This is a genomic window from Niabella insulisoli (assembly GCF_039652435.2).
GTDB classification, from domain to species: Bacteria; Bacteroidota; Bacteroidia; order Chitinophagales; family Chitinophagaceae; genus Niabella; species Niabella insulamsoli.
This window is the reverse complement of sequence record NZ_CP190246.1, coordinates 2,641,193-2,666,146: the sequence shown is the minus strand read 5'-3', so window position 1 is coordinate 2,666,146 and position 24,954 is coordinate 2,641,193. Positions and strand designations below refer to the sequence as shown.

Below are 24,954 nucleotides of genomic sequence, written 5' to 3'. Positions count from 1 at the left end.
GTAGCAACAAATTATTTAAAATGCAAAAGAAAGCAAAAGCCAACCTGTTTGGCATTTCCCTGATCGCGGCGCTGGCCGGTTTTATTTTCGGGTTTGATACCGTCGTGATTTCCGGAGCTAATTTGCCCATAAAAGAACTGTGGCACACGTCGCCCTTATTTCACGGGTTCTTTATTATGTCAATGGCCTTGTGGGGCACCGTGCTTGGTTCCATATTCGGGGGGCTGCCTACACAGAAGTTCGGAAGAAAAAAAGTGCTTCTTTGGATCGGCGTTTTGTTTTCGCTTTCCGCGATTGGAACGGCTGTGGCACAGGATCCTTATACTTTTTCGTTGTTCAGGTTTATTGGTGGCGTGGGGATTGGCGTGTCGTCGGTGGCTGCGCCGACTTATATTTCTGAAATCTCAACGCCTAAAACCCGCGGCAGGTTGGGCGCCATGTATCAGTTTAATATTGTATTTGGAATTCTGATCGCTTTTTTATCTAATTATTTGTTGCAGGGTGTGGGCGGCGACAACGACTGGCGCTGGATGTTGGGCGTTATGGCCATTCCTTCGTTGATTTATACGGTGATGGTTATCAGCATCCCGGAAAGTCCGCGATGGTTGCTTTCTGTTAAGAAAGATGTAGTGAGTGCCAAAAATATCATGAGTCAGTTGGGGGTTGAGAATCCCGACGAAGAAGTGGCTTCCATTCTTAAGCATGAACAAGTGGAAGTGCACAGCGTCAATAAAGGCGAAGCTATTTTTGCTTCACGATATCGCGCTATTTTATGGCTGGCCTTTTTTGTGGCGTTTTTTAATCAATGGAGCGGCATCAATTTTATTCTGTATTATGCTCCGGAAATTTTGGAGCGCGCGGGTTTGGCGGCCAAAGACTCGCTGGGCAATTCTATATTAATCGGCGTTACCAATCTGGTATTCACCTTTGTGGGACTTTATTTGATTGACCGGGCCGGCCGGCGCAAGTTGTTGCTGATTGGTTCTTTGGGCTATATATTGAGCCTGGCGATGGTCGCCTGGGCTTTTTACAGCCACGCCGGCGCATCATTCTTATTATTTTTCCTGATGCTTTTTATTGCTTCACATGCCATAGGGCAGGGGGCTGTCATATGGGTTTTCATCTCTGAAATCTTTCCGACAAAAGTGAGGGCCGGCGGTCAAGCATTTGGTGCAAGTGTGCATTGGGTGTTTGCGGCGATTATTACTTTAATCACGCCCGTTTTTTTAGATGAGGAAAACGGATTATTTAAAGACAATCCATGGCCTATTTTTGCTTTTTTTGCTTTCATGATGGTGCTTCAATTGATATGGGTAGTGGCCAAAGTGCCCGAGACCAAAGGCGCATCGCTGGAAGACATTGAGCAAAAGCTGGTGAAAAATTAAATGGGCGCGGGGCCATTTTTGTAGCATGAAGTGTAATGCTGTTAATATTATTATATTAAAAAATATAAGTAAAGGAAAGTTTTTTGGTTACCTTTAGCGTACTTTGTTTATGTTAGCATCTGTGTTATGAGTGATATCCCTACGATCAAAGAAATAGCAAAAAGACTTAATGTTTCTGTATCCACTGTTTCCAGGGCTTTGAATAATCATCCGCGGATTGGGCTTAAAACCAAAGAAGCGATTCAAAATCTGGCCAAGGAACTAAACTATGAGCCCAACCCAAAGGCCATTTTCTTCAAACAGAAAAGAAGTTTTGTCATTGGTGTTATCCTGCCTTTAATTGCGGAAGATTTTTTTTCGAAAAGTATCAGTGGTATTGAAGATGCCGCGATGGAACATGGCTACACCATCCTTTTCGGCCAAAGCCACGACAGCATTAAAAAGGAGAAGACGGTAATAGAAGCGATGGTTAAACAAAGAATTGATGGCCTTCTGATTTCATTATCCAAAGAAACCAACCGATACGATCATTTAGAGTCTTTAGACAAGTATAATATTCCCGTCGTTTATTTTGACCGCGTGCCGCCTTTTGAAAATGCCTGCAAAGTATATTGCAGTGTATATGAAGGTACCGAACAAATGATCGAATGGCTATTTCGGCAGGGACGCAAACGAATTGCATTTATTAATGGCCCGGATGGCATTGCTGCAAGCAAAGAACGATTGAAAGGGTATATGGACGGCATTTCAAAAAGAAAATTGAAGATTGACATGCAGATGGTCGAAAAGACCGACTTGTCTGAAGAAGGTACCCAGCTTGCGTTAGACAAACTGTTGGCGCTGAAAAAGCCGCCAGACGCCATTATCAGCTTTAATGATTATGTTCATCTCGACGCGGTGAAATATGCGATGCACAAAGGCGTTGAGGTGAATGATGATATCTTATTTGCCAGCTACGCAAATATTTCGGTTAATAAACATGCGGCTTTTCCTCCCGTTGTTTCGCTTGACCAATTTCCTTATCAGCAAGGCCAGCTCGCCATGAACATGCTCATCGATATCCTCGACAAAAAGCAGGCAGGGGCCGCAGTTGAGGAGCCTTTTCAAAAAATAGAAGTGCCGGTAACGCTGGTTTATAGTTGATCTGAAATTTATACAATCGTTTGCACACTTTTGCTATGCGTCTAAGTTCTACCTTTATTCGAAATGAAATTTGAAAATGGAGACCATGCATCATGTGCTTGCCCGCTACGGTTTTGATAAAGATAATTATACGGTTGAAAAATTTGGCAGCGGTCTGATTAACGAAACCTGTGTTGTAAAAAATGGCAAAGAAAAATATATTCTTCAAAAAGTAAATGAGAAAGTATTTGTCGAACCGTTGCTTATTGCCGACAACCTTGAGAAGATCGAAAATCATTTGTCCCAAACTAATGCTGACTATTACTTTACGAATCCGCAATATGCCTTAGATGGAAAATCGATGGTGCATGTGGATGGTGGTTATTATCGCATTTTTCCTTTTGTAAAGAACAGTAAAACGCTCGATGTGGTGCAGACTGCCGGACAGGCTTACGAAGCGGCGCGACAGTTTGGGAAATTCACTAAAGTGCTTTCAGCAATCGACATTAGCTCCTTAAATATTACACTTCCTTCGTTTCACGACCTGTCGTTGCGCTATCATCAGTTTCAGAAAGCTTTAGAAGAAGGGAATCAGGAGCGGTTGAAGGAGGTTTCAGGCTTGGTAGATCAGCTCAAAAAGCACAGTGATATCGTAGAGGAATTTGTAAAGATCCGGCATAGCGATGCATTTAAATTGCGCGTAACGCACCATGATACCAAAATAAGCAACGTATTGTTTGATGAGCATGACAAAGGCATTTGTGTAATTGATCTCGATACGGTAATGCCCGGATATTTTATCAGCGATGTGGGGGACATGATGCGTACCTATCTTTGCCCGGTTAGCGAGGAAGAAAAGGATTTTGACCAGATTGAAATCAGGGATGAGTTCTATATTGCTATTGTCGATGGTTATAAAGCTTATATGGAAGACGAACTAACCGCTGAGGAAAGACAATATTTTTTCTACGCCGGTAAGTTTATGATTTATATGCAAGCGCTGCGTTTTCTCACGGATTATATCAACAATGATATTTATTACGGCTCGAGGTATCCCGGCCATAATCTGGTTCGCGCGACTAACCAGGCTACTTTACTCAAGAGGTTAATAGAAAAAGAACATCAGCTTTCGACTTACGCATAAACAGGTTTTTTCCTTTTAAAAAAAGTAAAAGGCTTTTGATTATTTTAAGAATTTCCATTACATTTGCAACCCATTAGCAAATCCGGATTTTTCGGGAAGTAGCGCAGGCCGGTAGCGCACCTGGTTTGGGACCAGGGGGTCGCAGGTTCGAATCCTGTCTTCCCGACAAATTGTATTGAAAATCAATTATTTAGAAACTGTTCGGACATATTTCGGACAGTTTTTATTTTTTGAGCTTGTTTGTATTAGTCCCTGTTAAGTTAGATAAACAAATTACTTACAGATGTAAAAATCAATGCAGGCTTGTTGGTTTAGAGTAAAAATCAAAAAACTGCTTTCTTATTTCCAATTCAGCTATTTATACTTTGCTGAAAACAAAAACATTTGCTCGCGTAATATATCTCTGATACTTCTCTCATTGACTTTTATTCCGGTCTTTATCAACTTGCGCTTAAAAATTGATAAAGATGAACAAAATGATTATTGTAGAGGAAGATCAGTTACGCCAGATCGTATCTGAATCTATCAAGCAAGTTTTGGATGGCGAAAATTTGCCTAAGAAAAAAAATGAAAAAGACACCGAGCCATTATTGACTCGTGAACAAATGGCCAGGGAGTTACATATTTCGCTGGTCACCATTTCTGACTGGATGAAGAAGGGATTACCCTATTTACGGCTTAATGGCCGAATCTACTTTCTGCGTTCAGAGGTTTTGGCATCCATGAAACATAATTGTTTAACTCCTTCAATTTAAGCCATGGAAATCACAAATGATTACCTCCGCATCGGCACCAGCTATTTTAAGATTGTTCAGAAGCCTCTAGCTTCAGGAGATACAATTGAAATGCTGCTCCCCTGGTCAACGGATTGTATCAGGCAGGATCATGGAAAAGATTTTTTGTCCTCGGTTGCCAAGTATGATGGCTTTTGCCTGGTTCCGGGCCACCTGGATTATAAAAGAGAAGTGGGCAGGTTTTATAACAAGTACAGCCCATTTTTACATACTCCCCAGGCGGGTTATCCCAAACAAACACTGGTCTTTTTAAACCACATTTTCCGCGAACAAATTGATATAGGTTTGGATTATTTTAAGATCCTGTTACTCTATCCTACACAGATACTTCCTATCCTTTGCCTGGTGAGTAAAGAACGCAATACCGGCAAGACTACTTTCCTTAATTTCTGCAAAGCCATTTTTGGTGATAATATGACCATCAATAGCAATGAAGATTTCAGGAGCAACTTTAATGCAGAATGGGCCTCTAAATTAATCATCGGTGTAGATGAAACTTTCCTGGATAAAAAAGAAGATTCCGAGCGGATTAAAAGCTTAAGCACTTCCAGGTATTATAAAGTCGAAGCCAAAGGACAGGACAGGCAGGAAATTGAATTTTTTGGCAAGTTCATTCTTTGCAGCAATAATGAAGACAATTTTATACAAATCGATGCTTCAGAGATCCGCTACTGGATCAGAAAATTACCATCCCTTGAAAAAGATAATAAAGAACTTTTGGGTGAACTTAAAAAAGAGATACCCTTCTTTATTCATTACCTGATCCAACGACCAGAGTCTACTAAACGCACCACCCGGATGTGGTTCCGGCCGGAGCAAATTGCTACACCTGCCCTAAAACATATTAAACGCTTTAACCGCAACCGGCTTGAAGTAGAAATAGCCCAGATCCTGCTCACCATCCTGGAAGCAAGAGAAGAAGTTTCCGAGATACAGTTTTGTATTACTGATGTACAAGATTGGTTACAGAAAAAAGGATTTCACCATCGTGATAGTACAGCCATCAGGAAGATCGTTCAGCAGGACTGGCAATTGAGGCCATCAGGTAACTCTAATGCCTATCAGCAATACCGGCTGGGAACAGACGGCAACATTTATGAGTTCACCCAAAAAGGCAGGTTTTTTACTATCGAAAAAAAAGAGGTGCTGAAGCTCAATAATCTTGATGATTTTGATGACAGCACTATAAGTTAATCAATATCAAAAGATTACCGTCATCAAAAACGTCATCAAAGCGTCATCAAAAAAGGGTGATGATGACAACTGAAATGTTTTGATGACAGTTCGGATGACAGCCTAAATAATTAGGAACCAGTTAGATAAATACCCTTTTCATCAAATCATCAAAAAAACAGGAAACTATGACCCCTCAAAAATGGAACTGTGAGCAGGTAAAAAAGATGGATCTTGTTTCTTACTTGGAAACACTAAATATCAGGCCCGCAAAAGTGCGTGGTAATGATTATTGGTATTACTCTCCTTTTCACCAGGAAAAGACCCCTTCTTTTAAGATCAACCGGAAGCTGAATGTGTGGTATGATCATAGCCTGGGAAAAGGTGGCAACCTCATAGATTTTGGCATCACTTATTTTAATTGCGATGTCTCGAGCTTCCTTGAAAAAATCAATAGTCAATCTCTTGATTTTTCTTTTCAACAGCAACATTTTTTAGAAGCAGGCTTAGCTAAAAATTTAAAGGAAAAAGAAGCTTCTAAAATACAGATTTTAGGCATCAAAAATATTGAGGACAACCAACTCAAAAACTATTTTGAATCCAGAGGAATTTCTCTTGCAATTGCGCGCAAATATTGTAGTGAAATCACCCTTGCTTCAGGACAAAAAAAGTTCCCGGTGATCGGCTTTAAAAACCAATCCGGCGGCTACGAGTTGCGCAGTGCTGGAAGTTTTAAAAGCACGATCAAACCCAAAGATTTCAGTTTTTTCCAGCAGGAAAGAAAATCCCTTGCGGTAGTGGAAGGCTTTTTTGATTTTCTTTCGCTGCTCGAAAAGCAGCACGCCATCCTACCTGAACTGACAAATTTTCTGGTGCTTAATTCCCTTTCTTTTTTTGATAAGGCCATGCCTTTGATGCAACAATATGACAGGGTCTATTTGCTTTTGGATAATGACAGTGCCGGTAAACACGCTACCTCTTTAGCATTGAAACGATCTCAAAACTTTATAGACCTCTCTCACAAATACGGATTACACAAAGACCTCAATGAGTGGCTGGTGAAAGAAAAAGCCCTCGCACAGCAACGGCTATATAGCAGAGGTCTGGGGCTGAACCGTTAAGGCTGGCAGGAAGTATCCGATTATCAAGCACTTCTTTTTTCACACCTAAATAAGCTGGAATACAGTAGCTATAAAGATGAATAACTCCGGTAAAAGCTTATATGGATATGAACAAGCTCAAACACATAGCAATAAGCTTAAATCAATGCATCCAGGTTCATTTACGCTCGTTGGAGCTTATCAGGGTATTCAGAATTTTAGGAGCCAGCTATGTTCTCGTGGGCTCGTAACCTCGGCCCCCTTCGAACATGCTGGCCCATTCATGACCGCTTTGAGGGCGGCATTCATGGGGCAGGCTTTGCCTGTTTTGAAAATAAGATAAATATGAGAGGAGGTAATATCATGAACAATAATAACCATAAAAATAAAGGCGGCAGGCCTTCAAAGACAATTAAAAGAAATTACCGTCTTCGGGTAGCTTGCAGTGCGATAGAGGTAACAGTGATCAAATCAAAAGCCAGGAATGTGCAACTTACCGTTTCTGAATTTCTTCGGGAAGCAGCCCTCAAAAGTCAAATTGTCAGCCGCCAAAAAACACTCCCTAAAGAGGTTTTGACTTTCACAGCCCGGCTTAATCACCTGGCAGCAAACATTAATTCGATGGCCTATAAAAATAACCGACTGGAAGATTTTTCGTTGTTGGAAAGGGCAACTTTTAAGTCTCTGGCAGGCCAGGTAAAGGAGCTGGCGCAGCAGATCAAAAATTATATTTCATGATCGGAAAAATGATGATAGGAAAAGGTTTTTCAGGATGCATTAGTTACTGCCTGGAAGATAAAAAAATGTTGCAGGATAAGGACAAGCTGATTGTTCAAAATCGTGCTGAAATTTTATACTACAATCAATGTTTTGGAAATAAAAAAGAGCTGATCAAACAGTTTAATGAAGTCAGAAAACTGAATGCAAAACAGTCCAGGCCAGTACTTCATATTACACTCAGCATGGCACCAGGAGAACTGCTTGAAAGAGGTCAATTATTAGATATAGTACAGCACTCTTCAAGAGAGTTTGGATTTAATGAAAACCAGTTCCTGGCGGTGGAACATACAGACACCCATCATCAGCATGTACACATCATCGCCAACCGCATCGGGTTTGCAGGAAGAACCAATGTTTCTGACAGTAATAATTATAAACGCATGGCAGCGTTTTGCCGCAAAATGGAGCGGGAGTTTAAACTTCAACAAGTATTAAGTCCCAGGAGATTTTTACATAAACAGCAGCAACAGATCCCCCGTAACGACCAGCGAAAACAGCAAATTAAATCCCGGTTGATGGAAGTATTATCACAATCAAAAAGCATGGAGGCGTTTTGCCAAAATGCTAAAGCGCTGGGGTTAGATGTAATTAAGAGCAGAGGGATTTCTTTTATTGATGAAAAGGGTGTGAAAATTAAAGGCAGTGAGATGGGTTTATCGCTTCAAACAATCGAAAGAAAATTGGAGCTGCAAAATCAAAAAGAGGTGCTGAAAGAAACGCAGTTCATTAAAATTAAACAACGACAAAATTATTTATCACGATGAAAGAAGAACTAAACGAAGGCCTCCTGTTTGCACTGGAAGAAATGGCAAAGGAGCAAAAAGAAGGAAATGTGAGTCTTGGGCTGTTGACAAAAGCAGTCGAAAACTTTTCTGATCGATTAACCGAAATGGAAATGAAAATCGAAAATCAAAAGCCGCCGGAGGTGGACACAAAGCCGGTAACAGATCTTTTAAAAGTTTACTTTGGAGCTATTAAAAATATCATAGAATCTCAACCCAAAAATGTTACGCATACAAAGCGGGTACAATTATTCCCAGTGGAAAGTTTTAAGCGGGATTTCTATTTGAAAGTGATCGGGATGATTTTGAAATGGGCGGTAATTTTAACTATAGCGTTAGTCTTGGTTCGGAGAGTCATTACCTTTGTTTAATCCAAAGAAAATTTGAACTGAATAATAATGTCCAATTACGCTTAAGGAGCTAATTATTTTTTTCTTCGTAATTTATTATACCATTTTTCGAACCAGTAGGCGTAATATTTATTTCTCCATTTAGCATGCATACCGGTGAATTTTGAAGTGCCATTTTCCGGCCATAACATACCGATGGCATCCAATTCTCTAAACATGGTTCGAATATCTTTTGCTTTATAATGTTTTTGACCATAACCGTGTTCTATAAAATATTCTACTAAATGCTGTCTGGCCTTCTCCCTACCTTTGCGCTTCCATCCGCCGCAGGATAGATTATCCATAAAATCCGACACTATATTATCGGGCGTTACACCCGCCAGTTTTGCCATCAACAAGAATGAGTAAGGCAACATACCCTCCCATTCCACATACCGATTGTATGCTCCGGTTTGCCATTCGAGTTCAGGCTTGATTTGTTTTCTGTACTTTTTCATTCTGGCAGATGGGACCATTTGTCTCATAGTATATCTTTTTTTCAAGGTTATAAAATCCCAGGGAAGGCGGTAATTATTTTACCGCCAGTATTTGTAAGAATAGTAATCGTATTAGCAGGCTTATTTAATTTATCAAACCCAATTATTGATGCAACCTCCAGAGTGCGCTTAACATATACGGAATTGAGAAGAGGCGTCGGTGGTTGGCAAGCAGCCTCTTTTATATAGGTTAATATATCTGTTACTGGTACGGTGAATTTGCCACAATTAGGATAACGGCTGATCTTATAATAATGCCGTTCCAGAATATGCGCCACAGCCTGGCAGCTTAAGTAGTAGCTATTCCGTAGCAGCTTCTTTTTACAACCAATGGGCAGTTGGTAAAACAAGCTTTTTTCTGCCTCCTGCAGCCAGCCATGTATATCACTTAACAGGAAGATGGTTTTGATCCACTGGTCTTCGTTGTAGATATGCTGCTGTTCCATACACACCAAGTTCTGCTATTGCTTATTACTATCCTATAGGCTACGACAATAATTTAGCAGCACGCGCAGGTACCTTACCAAAATGATATTAGCTATATTTGTACAAAGGATTTTTGAATATGGAAAAAACAATACACCAGGGCCGCAATGTAAGACGCTTCCGCGAGATGATGGGCCTAAAGCAGGAAGCCTTGGCTACAGAGCTAGGCGATGAATGGAACCAACGTAAAATATCACTGCTGGAACAAAAGGAAGCGATAGAAGAACCGCTATTACTTCAAGTAGCTACCGTCCTCAAAGTACCCGTGGAAGCCATTAAGAATTTTGACGAAGAAGCCGCAATAGCCTACTTTAATACATTTGAGAACGGAAGTATCAATAACGGTCATTTTTCTCCCAATTTTAATAACTGCACTTTTAACCCCTTGGACAAAATCGTAGACCTCTACGAACGTATGCTTAAAGAAAAAGATGATCTGATTCAAAAACTGATGAAGTAACAGTTAGAGAATCGAATCCAAAATAAGGAATTTCCTCTTTCGCATTTTGTATATTTTATTATAATGTATGAAGTAGCTAATAAGTTTAAAAATAATTGTCCTAATTGCAAGAGTAATAAACTTTCATATATTTATATGAGTTAGCGGTAATGTTAAGACACTACTGCGAATTAAAACGTTTCTGACGAACTCCGACATAATATCAAGCAATCTGCATTGAGATAAGAAGATGCTGATATTGAACATATATATATCGTTTCAAAAGGTTCAAGAATTGAATGAATTGTGTGAACAATAAAATATTGAAAGTAGATAAGCACTAACTGGCAGTTTCAATTTTAATGAAATAAAGATATTATCTCCATCAAGAGAATTTTACACTGACAAAGTTCAGTTATTTACAAACATTGATTTTCTCAAAGTTGAGAATTATCAAAAGACTTTTTCTCAAATCAACGAATCAAAAGAATTATTAAAACCTTGCGATGTAGTAGATGAAAAAAATGACGCTTCACCTGAAATCTTTCTGCCACAGTAATTCAATTAACAGTAAAGGAAAAAGATATATTCTTACTAGTGATGCTGGCGTTGAGTCATTTGATGATATGGAAAGATATAGCTTCAATTCCCAAAATCTAACAATTGTTCAATTACTGTCTTAACCCCTTATAAACTGGACTGATTTTTCAAAATGGTTTGCTACTAATTCATCGTTATCCCGGTCACCGTCCAGGCAAAGATAAGCCGGTTCGCTGCACTTGTCAAGGCTATACAAAGCGGACTCAGCGCTCATAGCCATGCTGTCCGGCCTTGACAAGCACATCGCCCCTTGCTTCATTAGTGCCTTAACAGCTGTTCGGGATAAGCCCTGTGCCCATTTTTGCATTGGTGTAATGAAGCCTATAGCGCCATGTTTGCGTCTTCGGTTATACCAGTGCATATATTTTCCAATGTGCTGCTTGGCGTCGTAGAAGCTTGCAAAAGAATGCCGCTCGATCAACTCATGCTGCTCGATGGAGTGAAAGGCCTCGATATAGGCATTTTCCTCAGGCGTGGCCACGTGTGTAAATTCCTGTTTTGCTTCCATTGACCGTAATGCTTCGCGAACCTTATGGGCGATGAACTGTGAACCATTGTCATTGCGGATGATGACCCCCTTTAAGCCAAAACGAAGGTCCAGCCATCGCATCAGTGCAATTACATCTGTCTGGCGGACGCTTCGCTGAAAAATCCAGCACAGGATCCTGCGGCTGAACACATCCATTATGGCTAACTGGTAATACCAGCGGCCTTCGCCCTGAACCCAGATGTATTTGATATCCAGACACAGATATTCCATAGGTTGCTTTGCCTCAATTCGGCGATGCTCCACCCATTTGCGTTTACCTTGAACTTTTATACGCTTGCCGCATAATAAATGGCTTTCCTTCATTAGACGATACACCTTCTTAGGATTGATCGTGTACTCCAGATCACGCAGCTCTTCGGTCATCTTCCGGTAACCATACACGCAATAGTCCATCGAAAGAATAGCACGCATCTGGTCTACGACCAGGCTATTTTCTACAAGGCCGCAATTACCTATCATCGTGTGCGTACTTGGCCTGATCCCTCTTGGACCAGGATGAGCATGATAATACAGACTGCTCCTGGCTACTGATGCCCACTGGCAAAGATCATTCACGCCGACCTTGCTTTTGTACTCTACGATCATTTCCTTAGTTTCTGATAATGGGCATCGCTTTTTTTTAAAAGCTCGGTTTTAAACTCCAGCTCAATGGCCTGTTTAGCTATCAGCCGCTTTAACCGTTCGTTCTCTTCCTCCAAAGCTCTGAGCTGTGGATCAACCTTCTTATAACTGGCCTTTAAACCGTCTTTGCCTTTGGCCAGATACTTTTTCCTCCAGTAACTAAGTACTGAATGAGCTAAGTTGTACTTACGGGCTACCTCGGTTGTCCCTTCCCGCTCTGCTTCCTGAAGGATGCTGTACTTCTCCTCAGGCGTAAACTGTCGTCTTGTTTTCGTCATAATTCCTAAATTTACTGTGACTAAATTAATTTACAATTTTAGTCCAGCCTTTTAGGGGGCTAAGACATTACCACATTACGGAAGTAGAAGAAATATTAGTACTGAATGGATTGCTAAGTTTTCTCAGAGTATGTATTTGATTTCCGCAGAGGGAAACGAAAAACATCCAAGAAGAGCTGTTATCAGCTGCATAAAGAAAATGTCCCTATAGTATTCATAAAAATAATAATCCAGAAGTTTCCCAAATAGAAATTGGGGTAGGGCTGAACATTTGTAAAAGCACTACCGCTAACAAATGTAACCGTTGCGTAACTGTAGGTGAGCGCTGCCATCAACACATGTTTATTGGCGGTTTGCATCCGCCGGGCGTTAACTCTTCACCATACAATTGCCGGGTACGGCTGATGGTAGAATACCAGTGCAACTTCTCATCCAGATCATAACCCAAAAACAAACGAATGCTTAAAATGTCTGCACACTAGTGTAGCAATACCCGGTCGCTGTCGATGTTATTGAGATAGCCTACCAGCAGTATTTTGAATAACACCACCGGGTCTATGCTTTGTTGTCCCTCACTGCCATAATATTTTGAAGTGGCTTTATAAACAAAATGAAGATCCAGCTCACTATTTAGCATCCTGTAAAAATTGTCTTCAGGCAGAAGCTTGTCCAAACTCGTGTTGTAAAACAATTGCGGGATGAGGTGCTTTTTACCTTGCATATTTTTCAAATCACAAAACACATTTTCGATTTTGTCTATTCACACCCTGTGCATATCTTTAGTTGTGCAACAAGCAAATGGTTTTGCTAACTGCGGTGCAAATTTCAGCTTTTGTGCTTATATTTCCCCGCCTTCGGCAATACCCAAAACGTTGGCGGTAATACTAACTTGAATTTTTAGAAACTTTAGAGTATGGGTACTGAAAATAAATTTATAAACCAAACTACAATTTTTGCTGCTGTATCCGCTTACATCTATTTTGTTTGGTTTCAATTTGAAAACGGGTTTTATAGTGAATATAAAATTCCCAACTATTATATCACTCCAAGTATCTCTGGATTATTAGTAGTTGCAGCAAGTATAACTTCAATCTTACTTGCTTCGTTTAAAACCTTAGGACTTGCAGCACCTTTTTTTAAGCAATTGAAAAACCCAAAGCGGGGATACTTACATGGTATTTACTTTATAAATGGACTTATGATTGTTATTGGAATTTTGATGCTTCATACATATCCCTTTAGCTGGATGGGTATATTGCTTTTTTTTATAACAGCAATCGTGATCAATCTTTTGATTTGGGGTTTAGCATTTTTATTTAAACTCAAGGACAAAAAATCATTTGAGCAAAAAATTATAGAATCTATTACAGAGTCTCGTGATGAAAATTTTGATATGTTGAATCTGCTTGATCTAAAATTTAATAGAAATCAGTGGTTACTTATCATCACTTTGCTAGTACTTCCTGCGGTGAGTTATTTGCTCGGTGGTGGGACAGCAGCAGGACAGAAATCTTATCAATGTTTGAGTAATGAAAAGAATCTAGCAGTTCTAAAAAAATCTGAAGACTTATTAATTTGTCGAAAATTTGATTTGACTACAAAGACGTTTTTTGACACATTATATGTTATTAAAATGTCTGATAATAATGAGTATAGATTTTGGGAACAAAAAGGGATATTAAAAATGCGATAGTGAAGTACTACCGCCAACGGTGTATTTGCAATACGGCGGCTGGAAGTTAACGGCTCAACTTTTGGATTTCTATTTATCTTTAGTACAAAACTCAACTGATGAACAAGCATTGCCGCCGCATCGCAAATATTTGTTCGTTGTGTGTCACCCTATTTGGGTACAGCGTTCCAGTTTGACAAGTCCTAAATCTTTGCTATGCTGCCCAACGCATTTTTTACCACATGGCAAGGCACACAAACCCAAACCCACCAACCTTGCCAAGAGCTAAAAATGCCAACACACAACCCACCCACCCAAGCTGACGAATATCATGACCATTTGCTCGACATTTTAAAAAAATATTTTCACTCGAAACCATGCCCACCCACCACCCAAATTATACCATACTCATACTTTTAGTTATTTTTGTACTATTATTGACTTATAATATATAACAACCAGAAATGCCCCAGTTTCGATTTAATACAATTTCTAGAGCTGATATTGAACGGTCAAGAGGCGGGAATATAATGATACAAGCTATAGATTATGATGGCAGCAACCATCAATTAGTTACTGGTGTTCCGGGAAGTGGCAAAACGACCGTCACAATTATGCGTGCCGAACGTTTAATAAATAGTGACAAGAAGATTCTTGTACTCACTTTTCAAAATCTCTTATGTGTCAGCTTGAAAAATATAGCCCAAACTGAAGCACTGAGAAATTGCATTTTTGGATTGTATGATTGGTATCCACCAAGATTTGGTTGGCTTGATGATACACATTCTGCAGAATACATGATTGGTCGAATGCATAATTTAGCTCAGTACGATGAAATTCTTATAGATGAAGGACAAGATTTTGAAGCTAGGGTTTATCAAGCTTTTTTAACGAAATGTAGGCGAATGACCGTAGGTGCTGACAATGCTCAAAGAGTTCACGAAAGAGGAATATTAGCCCCAGCAATTAGGGTAGAGCTTGAAAACAGCCGTAATACAGTTCCAATTCCGTTACAATACAATTACCGCAACACGTTTGAAATTTACAACTTTGCCCGATACTTCATGCCAGACAATGAAAGAGCCAACAACCCAATCGCCTTACAGCTCATGCCAAGAGGGACAGGGAATATGCCCGTTATCATTCAGGCATTATCTGACGAAGAAAAATTTAATCGATTAAGGGTTATTCTCGAAAACGCTGGAGACGTAAATATTGCAATATTACTCTATGGTCAAAGAGAAGTGGATTATCATTATCAAAGGATAACTCAAATGGGATTTTCTGCGACCAAATGGTATCACGGACACCAGCCGACCGATATTGAAAATATCTTAGTTACAACCTACAAATCTGCTAAGGGTTTGGAATTTCAAGTTGTAATCATGCCAGATATGCATACAGCAATGAATTCAGAAGAAAAAACAGCCGAACATTACTATATTGGCTGTACAAGAGCAAAAGAAAGTTTATTTCTAACTTTTACAGGAACAAATTTGCCAGATTACTTTGAGGATTTTGCCGATAATTCTTATGAATTTAGGCAATCAGAGTATAGAGCCCAAAGAATACCTCCACAAAATATTACTTTGGACGATTTACCATTTTAATTTTAAAATAGAATGAAAAAATATAAAGACCATAAAATAGCCGAACTGAGAGACTTCTGCAGGGAGAGAGGTCTTGACACTAGCGGCAAAAAAAATGATCTGGTCTCAAGATTACTTCGGTCAGATGATTTAAAGAGAGATATGTTTAGTCAAAACGTAATGGAAGATGGGGTTTCCATAAAACGAGCTAGATCAACAGCAAAATTCTCAATGAATGACAATTTCTATTTACAGTTAAAATCATCTAATCTATCCAACTATTTTACTTTTGGCTACTTCTATCCTATTGCGTTGGAAGAGAGCGAAATTTATAAAAATGAAAACCGGGCAAAAGATATTTTATCAATTTTTGAAGAGTATATTATTGTCGGAAGAGCTCCAATAGCCAAATTGGAAAATTCTGATATCTTAGTCGAGCTTGTATTAAAAGGAATAAAAACAACCGAGTTTGACAACAGTGGGCTATATTATGTTTCAGAACCCATTCCCGTTTCAAGAGTAAAATCAATTTACTTCAAAACTGCTACGGCAAGAGCAACTTTTCTTTCATCAACAAAAACCTTTCCTGATAGTTTTATTCCGAGTAGTATTTGCGAAATTATACCAGAAGAAAACGAAAAGTTCGAAGAAATTGAACTTGACAAAATAAAGCTTCCAAAAAACGAAACACTTTCAGCGTGGAAATACAAACTTGACTTATTTGACAAAGTTCTAGGTTTGTTTGCGTTTATAAAAAACGCAAACATTATTTATGCTGAACGAGAAAGTAAATTTGAAAATTATTCTCCTGGATTTTTCAGCACACTGAATTTAATTAACCCTATAAAACAATTTTCCATCTATAAGGAGAATACTTATTTAAAACCATTATTGCATTACCACAACATTGAAATTAACAGTGCACAAAGAGTAATTTTTAAATCTGTCATTGAAAAGGTTTACAGTAATAAAACATTCGACATTAATAATGCAATTGAAGTTTTACAAAACTCAATTGCAAATGACTTTTCTAAAAATGGGGAATTAGCTGACATCAAAGAATTAATTCATTTATTTAATCAGCTTGACAGACTACTAATTTCTTATAAGGAAATTCTACAGAAAGAAGTAATTAGAAAAAATCAAAATCTGCCAGCGCTAGCTCTACTTTTTTTGGCGAAATTTCCAAACAAATCAAGACAACATACAGACAAGCAAGCTGTGAGAAATACTTTTATTCAAAATGAATTTGTGGCACCACTCAATATTGCAGAATATATTTTAGGATTTTTGGGTCTTTATTATGGCTACAAGAACATGGTTAAAGCTGATACAAATCTTAGATTTTCCGATATCACATTCGAGCAATTAGCTAGTAATACTCAAAGTATAAAATTCAAACTTGAAAGCTATTTTGAACGATTTATAGTTGAATCTGCATTTCAATTTGCAGCTCATCAAAAAATTCTAAGTGATAGTTTTGATTTTTTAAATTGGGATGACGACGTTAACAATACAAAATCGATTATGCTAACGTCAAATTATCAATATGACTATTCTGATAAATCAACTGTTGTTATGGGGCAGATGGTTTTGAATATTTTTCGAAAAGATAAGACAGAGAAAGTCTTTGAAAGAATCGCAAATCAATACTCTGACAAAGTTGAGAACACAACGTATCTAGCTTCATTTTTTGCGAAGTACTTCAACCTTGACAAGTGGCATGTTCTTGACTTGCTTAAAAAAAATAAAGGTCGCTACCCCGTAAGCGAGTTGGAAGATGTAATTGATTTAGATAGTAAGAGCAAGAAAAAATAGTATGAATCTAACGGACATTGTACAACATCTTAGGTCAACAACATCAAGAGAAAACTTCGATGCTTGGGTTTCAGTAAACCTTGCTGAATTAACTGATTTTTTTTGCACTCTATCAAAGGAAGAGCTACTTGAACTAAAATTTGATAACGATTTTTATTTCGGCGAATTTACACGTTCATCAGTTTTCATTGAATTTGAGCAGGCTAGAAATCACAGTGAACCATTTGATGCCTTTCTATTTTTACTCGCTGTTGTTGCTGAAAAATTAGCTGAACATTTTGGTTTAGTTGGGACTATCGACCATTTGTTAAGTTACCTTCCTGAATCATCTGTAAAGTATCGTTTAAAAGCATTGTCTCAAAGTCAAAATGTCGACGATATACAAGCTGATTACATAAACTTTTTTCCACAAATACTCAACCTACTACAAAAAGCGGAAAATCTTGAAGAAGAAAGTCACACTCAAAAATTAGTAGATTTTCTGGTTTATTATTTTCAGAAAGCAGAGAATAAACTCACAGCGAGAAATTATTTAGCTGAGCTTGAAAAGCTTAAGGAGGATTTTTCTAATGAAGCAAACATTCGACAATTTCATTTCTTAGCGCATGTATCAATTCAAGAACTTATTTCTGGTCGCTACCCACATGGACTGGAAATTGAGAATCTTGCGTTAGCAGTATTATACCCATCCCCAATAATGGAAGGACACTTTAAATACAACATTAATAAGCCTGTTTTAAGTCATAAAGATTCAGAAGGCATTCTTGTTCTTATGGGTTACGATAAAATGACTGTATTAAATGACATTTTGGATAGGGGGAAAACGAAATTTGATGAAAGGTATGAAGGACTTGAACCAAGAGACAAAGTGCTTCTTTACTGTTATTTTAATATGAAAAAACATTTCTTTACTTCGATTGCAGTTTTTAAAAAGGTTTGGAAGTCTTTGCATCAAATATTTACCGATAAGAAATATTTTCCCATTTTCATTGACTTAGGTTGTGGTCCATTAACTTCGGGACTTGCAATGGCAGAATTGTTTCAAAATGAGACTGGCGGCCCCTTGCGCATACAATATATCGGAATTGACATTTCAGAGGCTATGATTGAGAAAGCTAATGAGTTTTCACAATCTGATTTGTTTCATACCGATTCGAAATTTTCATTTTTTAAAAGCTGGAATGATATTCCCCATGAAATGTTAGTAGAATTTGCAGGTAAAAACAATCCATTTTTTCTCAATGCTTCTTATCTTTTTGCAAATCTTTCGTTTGATATTGTCGAAAATTTAGCTAATTTTGTTAGCAATTTGGTTTCTGAATTCAAAAATGTACATTTTATATTTCAGAATCCAGACCGAGCAGATAGAAATGAAAGTTGGCATCATTTCAAAAAACAACTAAAATTTGAAGAAATAAACTCAGACAAAAAGGTTGCTCATGTTGCTTATAAAACAAGCCGAGCAACAATGCGTGAGCCCGGGGAGGAAGATGTTTACTATGAAATACTGACTCTCAAAGTGTAAAAAATGCAGCTCAATATTTTTGATACAAATATTATTAAACCTATTAGGGATTCTAATTCGCAAGTGTTGAACTCTGCAATTGCTATTGCCACAGTTTCAGGATTAAAATATGTTCCTGAATTTATCACTAAAGAGGAACATCAACAATTGTGGCAAGCAATAAACGATGAAACTTGGCTAACAGATTTAAAAAGGCGTGTTCAGCATTATGGATGGAAATATGATTATAAAGCGAGGTCAATTGATTACTCAATGTATTTGGGAGAACTGCCACTTTGGGCTCAACCTTTTGGCGAAAGATTATTCCAAAAAGGTCATCTTTCAAAAGTTCCCGACCAATTAATTGTTAATGAATACCAGCCTGGGCAGGGTATATCTAATCATGTTGACTGTGAGCCTTGTTTCGGTGAAACAATAATTTCAATGAGTTTAGGTTCAAACTGTGTTATGGACTTAATTAATTTGAAAACAAAGGAAAAAATAGAAGTCATGCTTGAGCCACGAAGTTTGGTAGTTATTTCAGGAGAGGCTAGACATAAATGGACACATGGAATTGCAGCTAGAAAGACAGATAACTTCAACGGAGTTAAGTATGAAAGAAGATTGAGAATTTCGATGACTTTCAGAAACGTCATTTTGAATACATGCGACTTTTGATAACTTAATCTAACACACCAAGTCAGGCACATTTGCAAGGCACACAAAGCCGTCACACAAAAACCAACCTTGCAAAAGAGCCGGCCTTGTTGCTACTGGCTAAGTCAGCATGATTTCTAAACCAATCGATATCTTTTTCTTTTCTAATTATTAAGCCGTTCACAATTAAGCCTCATAGCGATATACCTAACGATCTGATTCACTTAAAATCCAACAAAAGTTTTTTCAACTCTTTATGGATCTTTTCAAGATCAAGTGTTAGGAACTGTTCATCAAATTTGTAAACATCTTTTTCGGTGGTCTTTGGAGTCTTCAGATTGAAATATTTAAAATTTGATTTTAACAGGCCAGTAATATCCACTTTTGAAAGCTGTGAAAAAAAATAAGGATTTTCTGATTTGTTATCCAGATGATAGGTCTGCAACGCGAGGAGCAAGAAAACAAATTGCTTTAGCTCCTGTTCACTAAAAGTTTCGATTTTGCCATTTCCAAGTTGGGCTATCGCTATTTCCAGATCTCCCAATCGTTCAATAATTGTGGCGAGCTGATCATGACCTTCGATTGGAAGATCTGATGCGTTATTGTTTTCAGCACTTGCTGCTTGATGCAGGTCTTTTAATTTCGTCTTTATTTCTGCTAATTCACTTTGAATAAAAGATGGAGGTTGGAGAACCGAAATCATATTGATCGCTTCATTCCGAATCTGGATATTATTCACAAAAGAAAAATCGTTTTGATTTCTCGTATTTGATTCTTTGGTGTTTATAATTGCCAGTTGTTCGTTAACCCAGCTTAAGTAGTAGTCTAGCAACTCATGCTTTGACTTTGAGTAATTGTTTCTCCTGTTGGGAATGGCTGCCTGCAGATACTTTAAAAAATTCTCTTTATCATCAGATTGTTCCAGTTGAAATTGTAAAAATCCTATTCCGTGGGTTGCTCCAAAGCTAACCATTTCGTTAAAAGCAAAATTATCCACGATCCAGGCAGAAACATTTCCTTTTTTGAAATACAGAAAATAGTCTCCAACTTTTCGGTCACTCTGGTTGCCAATCTTGTAGGTAAAATAGGATCGGGCATTATTATTACTCGCCATGCCGAAAGAAGTCAGAAAGGATCGTCCCGCGCGGCTGTTGATCAAAAAGTTTTTTATTTTCATGGTTATGTATTTTTAAACGACTGGAAGAGGGCTTCAGTGGAATGGGCTTCATATTTGATTAAAGTTCTCAAATCGGCATGCTGCGTAATCTTTTGAACAATCGTAATCGGTACTCCTTTTTCTAAGGATAAAGTTACAAAAGTACGCCGTGCCATGTGGGACGACATAAACTCATGTTTGGGCCTGGTAAACACAAGCTGCTGTGTACCCCTATAGCGGACAATCTTTACCGGATTATTTATTTTCACTTTTTCGCCGATCTCTTTTAGATATTCGTTGAATTTCTGGTTAGAAATTACCGGGAATCCTTTGCTGTACTTTTCTATGATGGGAACAGCATTGGCAATAAAGCCGGTCATGGGAACCACAACCCGCTTTTTGTTTTTAAGCGCAATAAAATCCCATTTCTTACCGTCAAAATCCAATTTGCTGAAGTTCATAATATCTGAAAATCGTTGGCCGGTAAAGCAGCCAAAACAAAACAGGTCACGCACTTTCTCCAGGCGCTCATTTCCGGAAAAATCATAATGGAGTAAATCCATAAGTTCTCGTTCCATTAATGCCACAATTTCGTTTTTTGAACGTTTTTTGATCTGTGTCTTGATTTTGCTGAATGCAGATCTATTCTTGTGCAAGCCATTTTCAAAAGCCCATTGCAGAAAGGTCTTTAACGTAGCAGTGTATTTAGCAATAGTATCGTTTAACAAACCTTCTTTTTTTTGTTTCGGGTTCTTTTTTTCAATCAGGAATTTTTCATAACTCTCAAAAAAGGATTGATTAAAAGATGAAAAGTTTAATGTGAGTTTTTTTTGCAGTTCATAGTCTGAGAGACTTTTAAATACTGTCCTATATTCTTTTAATGTACCTTCTGATAGCAGCCCGATTTTCTTTTCCAAAAACGTTTCCCGGGCTCTCAGCAAAGTGCCGTCCTTTTTACCGGCATCGCCGTTCATGAATTTTTCCAGGAACTGCTTTATATCTTCAGCGGATAATGAGCTGCCGGATTCTTTATAGAGGATAAACTTTTTCTTCAGATTGGATGAAAGATTCTCTAGTTCATTATTGAGTTCCAAACTGCCGGGAACAGTACTCTTGTATTTTCCTTTGCGAAAATCCCAATGCTCAGGTGTAATTTTTATAGTCGTTCGTATTTTTAAGCGGCTGCCTTTTACAGGTGTAAAGAACAAATACAGTGCAGTGAGATTGGAATTCAGGATGCTTTTGGGATAATGCTTTTTTGCTTTATTGCAATCTGCGATTACATGTTTAATCTCCGTCCTACTTTTTGCATCACTGAAGGGTTTATCAAGGTAAAAATTTACGTATGCCATAACCCAAACTTAGCGAAAATTTCGGACACATTTCGGACAGAAATGCTTAATCTTATCTAATAAAATTAAATCAGGCTAAATAATAAAAGCTTAATATTAATTGATAATCAATATATTGTATATGATAATATATTAAATTTTATAAGTGTAAATTAAGAGGTTCGAATCCTGTCTTCCCGACAAAAAGCTAAACGGCGTCATTTGAAGACAAATGACGCCGTTTTTTCATTAAATGCCTATTGATCAGCATAAAATGACGTAGGTTCCCAAATTATCCGATCAAAGTCGAAATTGTGCAGACCTCTTATAGCATTGCTCGGCTGCGGCTTTACTTGTTGAATTTTACCGCTCCCTTTTATAATTTATGCTGAGGTGGATGCGAAGCGGGCCTTTGTATCTCTTGTTCCCAACATAAAATACTTATATTTGCAGGCACAAAATCAAGCAACACCCGATGTAATATAATTTCTTTCAAACATTCAAGATAGCAGCTTCAATCGCTGCAGTATTGATTCATTTTTAAAGAAAGAAATTATGTTGATTTTAAAAAATCTTGCATACGCACATCCCAATAAAGATCTACTTTTTAGCGATTTTAATTTGACCGTAGGCAACATGGAAAAGGTTGCGCTAATTGGCAATAACGGTGTGGGGAAATCCACTTTGCTAAAAATCATTGCAGGCGAACTTCAGCCTTCGGAAGGACAGATAGAAGTCGAGGCTGAGCCTTACTATATGCCCCAGATCTTCGGGCAATTCAATCATCTTACCATTGCGCAAGCCTTAAATATCGAAGATAAACTGAGCGCGTTCGGGAAAATTTTGAATGGAAACACCAGTGAGGAAAACTTTACCCTGCTGAATGATGATTGGACTATTGAGGAACGGTGTAAGGAAGCCCTTAATTTCTGGAACTTAAATGAATTGGACCTGTTCGAAAAAATGGGAAAGCTTAGTGGCGGACAAAAGACAAAAATTTTTCTGGCCGGCATCGCTATCCACCAGCCTAAGGTGATTTTGATGGACGAACCGACCAATCATTTGGACCTGTCGGCGCGACTGCTTTTTTATGATTTTGTAGAAGCCGTTAAAAGTACACTGATCGTCGTTAGTCACGACCGAAGGCTATTGAATCTTTTTCAAAAGACCTTGGAGTTGAACACTGTTGGCATCAAAACTTATGGCGGTAACTTTGATTTCTACAGCGAACAAAAGAAAATAGAAGACGCCGCATTGACTCAGGGTGTCCAAAATACAGAAAAGGCTTTGCGAAAGGCCAAAGCTAAGGAAAGGGAAACTTTAGCGCGGCAGCAAAAGCTGGATGCTCGCGGAAAGGGAAAGCAGGAAAAGGCCGGTGTAGCGCGTATCATGATGAATACTTTAAGGAATAGCGCTGAAAAGAGCACCTCAAAATTAAAGAGTGTTCACACCGAAAAAATTGCCGGGATCCACAAAGAGTTAAACGAACTACGATCTTCACTGCCCGATATCAGCACAATAAATTTTGGGCTCGATAGCTCGGCCTTGCACAGGGGAAAAACGCTGGTGACGGCTACTCAGCTTAATTATGGTTATCACGATCAGGCACTCTGGAAGCATCAGTTGAATTTTCAAATTACAAGTGGGGAAAGGATTGTATTAAAAGGCATGAATGGTTCGGGAAAGACAACATTAATACAACTTATTTTAGGCAACCTGCGACCTCAAACCGGATCGCTGCGCACCGCAGACTGTAAAGCGGTTTATCTGGATCAGGAATATTCTTTACTTGACGACAATAGGACTGTTTATGAACAGGCGGCAGGGTTGAATATAGCAGCATTGGAGGAGCACGAGGTTAAAATCCGGTTACATCGTTTCCTGTTTACAAAAAATGACTGGGATAAAAAATGCGAAGTTTTAAGTGGCGGCGAGAGGATGCGTTTGTCGCTTTGTTGTTTAACGCTGGACCGTAAGTCGCCCGATCTGATTGTATTTGACGAACCAACCAATAATTTGGATATTCAGAACATCGAAATATTGACATCGGCCATTAATCAATATCAGGGCACAATCATTGTTGTATCGCACGATGAGGTCTTCCTGGAGCAGATTAATATTCAAAGGGAGATTCATCTGTGACAAAATAAATGCACGAGCGAGCAAAGGTGTAGATGTAATAAAAGAGTGATTTTTTGAACTTAAAAAATATAACCCGCCATTTCAATTACAAATTATGGAACAGCAGACAATCGGCTACCAATCGGACATGGGCAGCGCTTCGCCCTTTAAACAAACCTATTTTCACGGTACAAAAGCCGATCTAAAACCAGGAGCGCTTATTGAGCCTGGTTTCAACTCTAACTTCAATCAAAGCAAAAATGCTAAATACATTTTCTTGTCAGCAACCTTAGATGCTGCAATTTGGGGAGCAGAGCTGGCCATTGGAAACGGAGCAGAAAGGATTTACCTGGTGGAGCCAACCGGCGAAATTGAAGACGATCCTGACCTTACAGACAAGAAGTTTCCAGGCAATCCAACAAAATCTTACCGGTCATCGGCGCCATTCAGAGTTGTCGGCGAAGTTGCGGTTTGGCAAAGCCATGCGCCGGCGCAGGTCAAAATGATGAAGGCGCATCTTGAAAGCCTGCGCGCTCAAAATATTAGGTCATTAAACGATGAATAGTAGCAGCAATGCGGCCAGCTACCAAAAAGCATATCAATAGACATTCTGTTTGAAATATGGTTTATATTACACAACTTATATATCTCAAAGAGGGGCAGGAGAAAGTGTATCATGAGTTTGAGCAAATCGCCATTCCATTGATCTCAAAATATAACGGGCGATTATTGTTGCGCCTAAGGCCCGCAGAAAATACTTTTGTCGAAGTCAATATAGAGCAGCCTTATGAAGTTCACATTGTAGCCTTTGACTGCGAACAGGATTTCAAGAACTTTACCAACGACGAAGAAAGAAAGCGATTTTTATACTTAAAAGAGCAATCAATAGCTTCAACCTTACTCATCAAGGGAGCCGCCTTGCAATAACAGGCTCGATGCCGGGGCTGGCAAAACTTCTTGTTCAAA

25 protein-coding genes and 1 tRNA gene are annotated in these 24,954 nt (G+C 38.6%); 19 read left to right on the top strand and 7 right to left on the bottom strand.

Annotation, left to right across the window (positions count from 1 at the left end):
• Window positions 1–20 precede the first annotated feature (20 nt).
• The 10 genes from ABDK00_RS11000 (at window position 21) to ABDK00_RS10955 (ending at window position 8,651) form a co-directional block, all read left to right on the top strand.
• The gene (locus ABDK00_RS11000; RefSeq protein ID WP_346237351.1) at window positions 21–1,385 is read left to right on the top strand and encodes a sugar porter family MFS transporter; all 1,365 of its coding nucleotides are present in this window, start codon (window positions 21–23) and stop codon (window positions 1,383–1,385) included.
• Window positions 1,386–1,511: 126 nt separating this feature from the next.
• Window positions 1,512–2,528: a LacI family DNA-binding transcriptional regulator gene (locus tag ABDK00_RS10995; protein WP_346237352.1), complete on the top strand. Its 1,017-nt coding sequence runs from the start codon at window positions 1,512–1,514 to the stop codon at window positions 2,526–2,528.
• An 85-nt stretch (window positions 2,529–2,613) separates the two neighbouring features.
• Entirely contained in the window at window positions 2,614–3,651 is a 1,038-nt protein-coding gene (locus tag ABDK00_RS10990; protein ID WP_346237353.1) for an aminoglycoside phosphotransferase family protein, read from the top strand.
• 92 nt (window positions 3,652–3,743) lie between these two features.
• Window positions 3,744–3,817 (top strand) — tRNA-Pro (locus ABDK00_RS10985).
• A gap of 301 nt (window positions 3,818–4,118) precedes the next feature.
• On the top strand, window positions 4,119–4,406 hold the full coding sequence (locus tag ABDK00_RS10980) for a helix-turn-helix domain-containing protein (protein WP_346237354.1): 288 nt from the start codon (window positions 4,119–4,121) through the stop codon (window positions 4,404–4,406).
• Between the two features lie 3 nt (window positions 4,407–4,409).
• Window positions 4,410–5,639 carry a primase-helicase family protein gene (locus ABDK00_RS10975; protein WP_346237355.1) on the top strand — a complete coding sequence of 410 codons (1,230 nt, stop codon included), beginning with the start codon at window positions 4,410–4,412 and terminating at the stop codon, window positions 5,637–5,639.
• A gap of 167 nt (window positions 5,640–5,806) precedes the next feature.
• Window positions 5,807–6,739, top strand: a complete 933-nt coding sequence (locus tag ABDK00_RS10970; RefSeq protein WP_346237356.1) for a toprim domain-containing protein — start codon at window positions 5,807–5,809, stop codon at window positions 6,737–6,739.
• A 324-nt stretch (window positions 6,740–7,063) separates the two neighbouring features.
• On the top strand, window positions 7,064–7,456 hold the full coding sequence (locus ABDK00_RS10965) for a plasmid mobilization protein (RefSeq protein WP_346237357.1): 393 nt from the start codon (window positions 7,064–7,066) through the stop codon (window positions 7,454–7,456).
• Complete coding sequence (locus ABDK00_RS10960) at window positions 7,453–8,262, top strand: relaxase/mobilization nuclease domain-containing protein (RefSeq protein ID WP_346237358.1); 810 nt, start codon at window positions 7,453–7,455, stop codon at window positions 8,260–8,262. The genes ABDK00_RS10965 and ABDK00_RS10960 overlap by 4 nt, the downstream gene beginning before the upstream one ends.
• Window positions 8,259–8,651 carry a hypothetical protein gene (locus ABDK00_RS10955; RefSeq protein ID WP_346237359.1) on the top strand — a complete coding sequence of 131 codons (393 nt, stop codon included), beginning with the start codon at window positions 8,259–8,261 and terminating at the stop codon, window positions 8,649–8,651. Before ABDK00_RS10960 ends, ABDK00_RS10955 begins: the two co-directional genes overlap by 4 nt.
• Before the next feature lie 53 nt (window positions 8,652–8,704).
• Here ABDK00_RS10955 and ABDK00_RS10950 read toward each other — a convergent pair whose 3' ends face one another.
• A complete protein-coding gene (locus tag ABDK00_RS10950; RefSeq protein WP_346237360.1) occupies window positions 8,705–9,154 on the bottom strand; it encodes a hypothetical protein in 450 nt (149 codons plus the stop codon).
• 20 nt (window positions 9,155–9,174) lie between these two features.
• The gene (locus ABDK00_RS10945; RefSeq protein ID WP_346237361.1) at window positions 9,175–9,612 is read right to left on the bottom strand and encodes a hypothetical protein; all 438 of its coding nucleotides are present in this window, start codon (window positions 9,610–9,612) and stop codon (window positions 9,175–9,177) included.
• 119 nt (window positions 9,613–9,731) lie between these two features.
• On the opposite strand from ABDK00_RS10945, the gene ABDK00_RS10940 reads away from it, so the two are divergent.
• The gene (locus tag ABDK00_RS10940; protein WP_346237362.1) at window positions 9,732–10,112 is read left to right on the top strand and encodes a helix-turn-helix transcriptional regulator; all 381 of its coding nucleotides are present in this window, start codon (window positions 9,732–9,734) and stop codon (window positions 10,110–10,112) included.
• A 658-nt stretch (window positions 10,113–10,770) separates the two neighbouring features.
• On the opposite strand, the gene ABDK00_RS10935 is transcribed toward ABDK00_RS10940, so the two are convergent.
• The 3 genes from ABDK00_RS10935 to ABDK00_RS10925 form a co-directional block, all read right to left on the bottom strand.
• The gene (locus ABDK00_RS10935; protein ID WP_428400327.1) at window positions 10,771–11,826 is read right to left on the bottom strand and encodes an IS3 family transposase; all 1,056 of its coding nucleotides are present in this window, start codon (window positions 11,824–11,826) and stop codon (window positions 10,771–10,773) included.
• Window positions 11,823–12,140, bottom strand: coding sequence for a transposase (locus tag ABDK00_RS10930; protein WP_346239625.1), 318 nt, complete (start codon window positions 12,138–12,140; stop codon window positions 11,823–11,825). Before ABDK00_RS10930 ends, ABDK00_RS10935 begins: the two co-directional genes overlap by 4 nt.
• A 478-nt stretch (window positions 12,141–12,618) precedes the next feature.
• Complete coding sequence (locus ABDK00_RS10925) at window positions 12,619–12,861, bottom strand: transposase (RefSeq protein ID WP_346239240.1); 243 nt, start codon at window positions 12,859–12,861, stop codon at window positions 12,619–12,621.
• A 192-nt stretch (window positions 12,862–13,053) separates the two neighbouring features.
• Between ABDK00_RS10925 and ABDK00_RS10920 the strand changes: the two genes are divergently transcribed.
• The 5 genes from ABDK00_RS10920 (at window position 13,054) to ABDK00_RS10900 (ending at window position 19,401) form a co-directional block, all read left to right on the top strand.
• Window positions 13,054–13,833 (top strand): hypothetical protein, encoded by a 780-nt coding sequence (locus tag ABDK00_RS10920; protein WP_346239239.1) that lies wholly within the window; start codon window positions 13,054–13,056, stop codon window positions 13,831–13,833.
• A gap of 509 nt (window positions 13,834–14,342) precedes the next feature.
• Window positions 14,343–15,422, top strand: coding sequence for an ATP-binding domain-containing protein (locus tag ABDK00_RS10915; protein ID WP_428400326.1), 1,080 nt, complete (start codon window positions 14,343–14,345; stop codon window positions 15,420–15,422).
• Window positions 15,423–15,434: 12 nt separating this feature from the next.
• The gene (locus ABDK00_RS10910) at window positions 15,435–17,219 is read left to right on the top strand and encodes an SAP domain-containing protein (RefSeq protein WP_346239237.1); all 1,785 of its coding nucleotides are present in this window, start codon (window positions 15,435–15,437) and stop codon (window positions 17,217–17,219) included.
• A gap of 1 nt (window position 17,220) precedes the next feature.
• Window positions 17,221–18,744 carry a class I SAM-dependent methyltransferase gene (locus tag ABDK00_RS10905; protein ID WP_346239236.1) on the top strand — a complete coding sequence of 508 codons (1,524 nt, stop codon included), beginning with the start codon at window positions 17,221–17,223 and terminating at the stop codon, window positions 18,742–18,744.
• A 3-nt stretch (window positions 18,745–18,747) separates the two neighbouring features.
• Window positions 18,748–19,401, top strand: a complete 654-nt coding sequence (locus tag ABDK00_RS10900) for an alpha-ketoglutarate-dependent dioxygenase AlkB (RefSeq protein ID WP_346239235.1) — start codon at window positions 18,748–18,750, stop codon at window positions 19,399–19,401.
• Window positions 19,402–19,600: 199 nt separating this feature from the next.
• On the opposite strand, the gene ABDK00_RS10895 is transcribed toward ABDK00_RS10900, so the two are convergent.
• Both ABDK00_RS10895 and ABDK00_RS10890 read right to left on the bottom strand, forming a co-directional pair.
• On the bottom strand, window positions 19,601–20,557 hold the full coding sequence (locus ABDK00_RS10895) for a hypothetical protein (protein ID WP_346239234.1): 957 nt from the start codon (window positions 20,555–20,557) through the stop codon (window positions 19,601–19,603).
• A 2-nt stretch (window positions 20,558–20,559) separates the two neighbouring features.
• Entirely contained in the window at window positions 20,560–21,888 is a 1,329-nt protein-coding gene (locus tag ABDK00_RS10890) for a site-specific integrase (RefSeq protein WP_346239233.1), read from the bottom strand.
• Window positions 21,889–22,422: 534 nt separating this feature from the next.
• Here ABDK00_RS10890 and abc-f point away from each other — a divergent pair.
• The 3 genes from abc-f (at window position 22,423) to ABDK00_RS10875 (ending at window position 24,915) form a co-directional block, all read left to right on the top strand.
• Window positions 22,423–24,009, top strand: coding sequence for a ribosomal protection-like ABC-F family protein (abc-f, locus tag ABDK00_RS10885; RefSeq protein WP_346239232.1), 1,587 nt, complete (start codon window positions 22,423–22,425; stop codon window positions 24,007–24,009).
• 127 nt (window positions 24,010–24,136) lie between these two features.
• A complete protein-coding gene (gene arr / locus ABDK00_RS10880) occupies window positions 24,137–24,553 on the top strand; it encodes an NAD(+)--rifampin ADP-ribosyltransferase (protein ID WP_346239242.1) in 417 nt (138 codons plus the stop codon).
• Window positions 24,554–24,609: 56 nt separating this feature from the next.
• The gene (locus ABDK00_RS10875) at window positions 24,610–24,915 is read left to right on the top strand and encodes a DUF1330 domain-containing protein (RefSeq protein WP_346239231.1); all 306 of its coding nucleotides are present in this window, start codon (window positions 24,610–24,612) and stop codon (window positions 24,913–24,915) included.
• Window positions 24,916–24,954 lie beyond the last annotated feature (39 nt).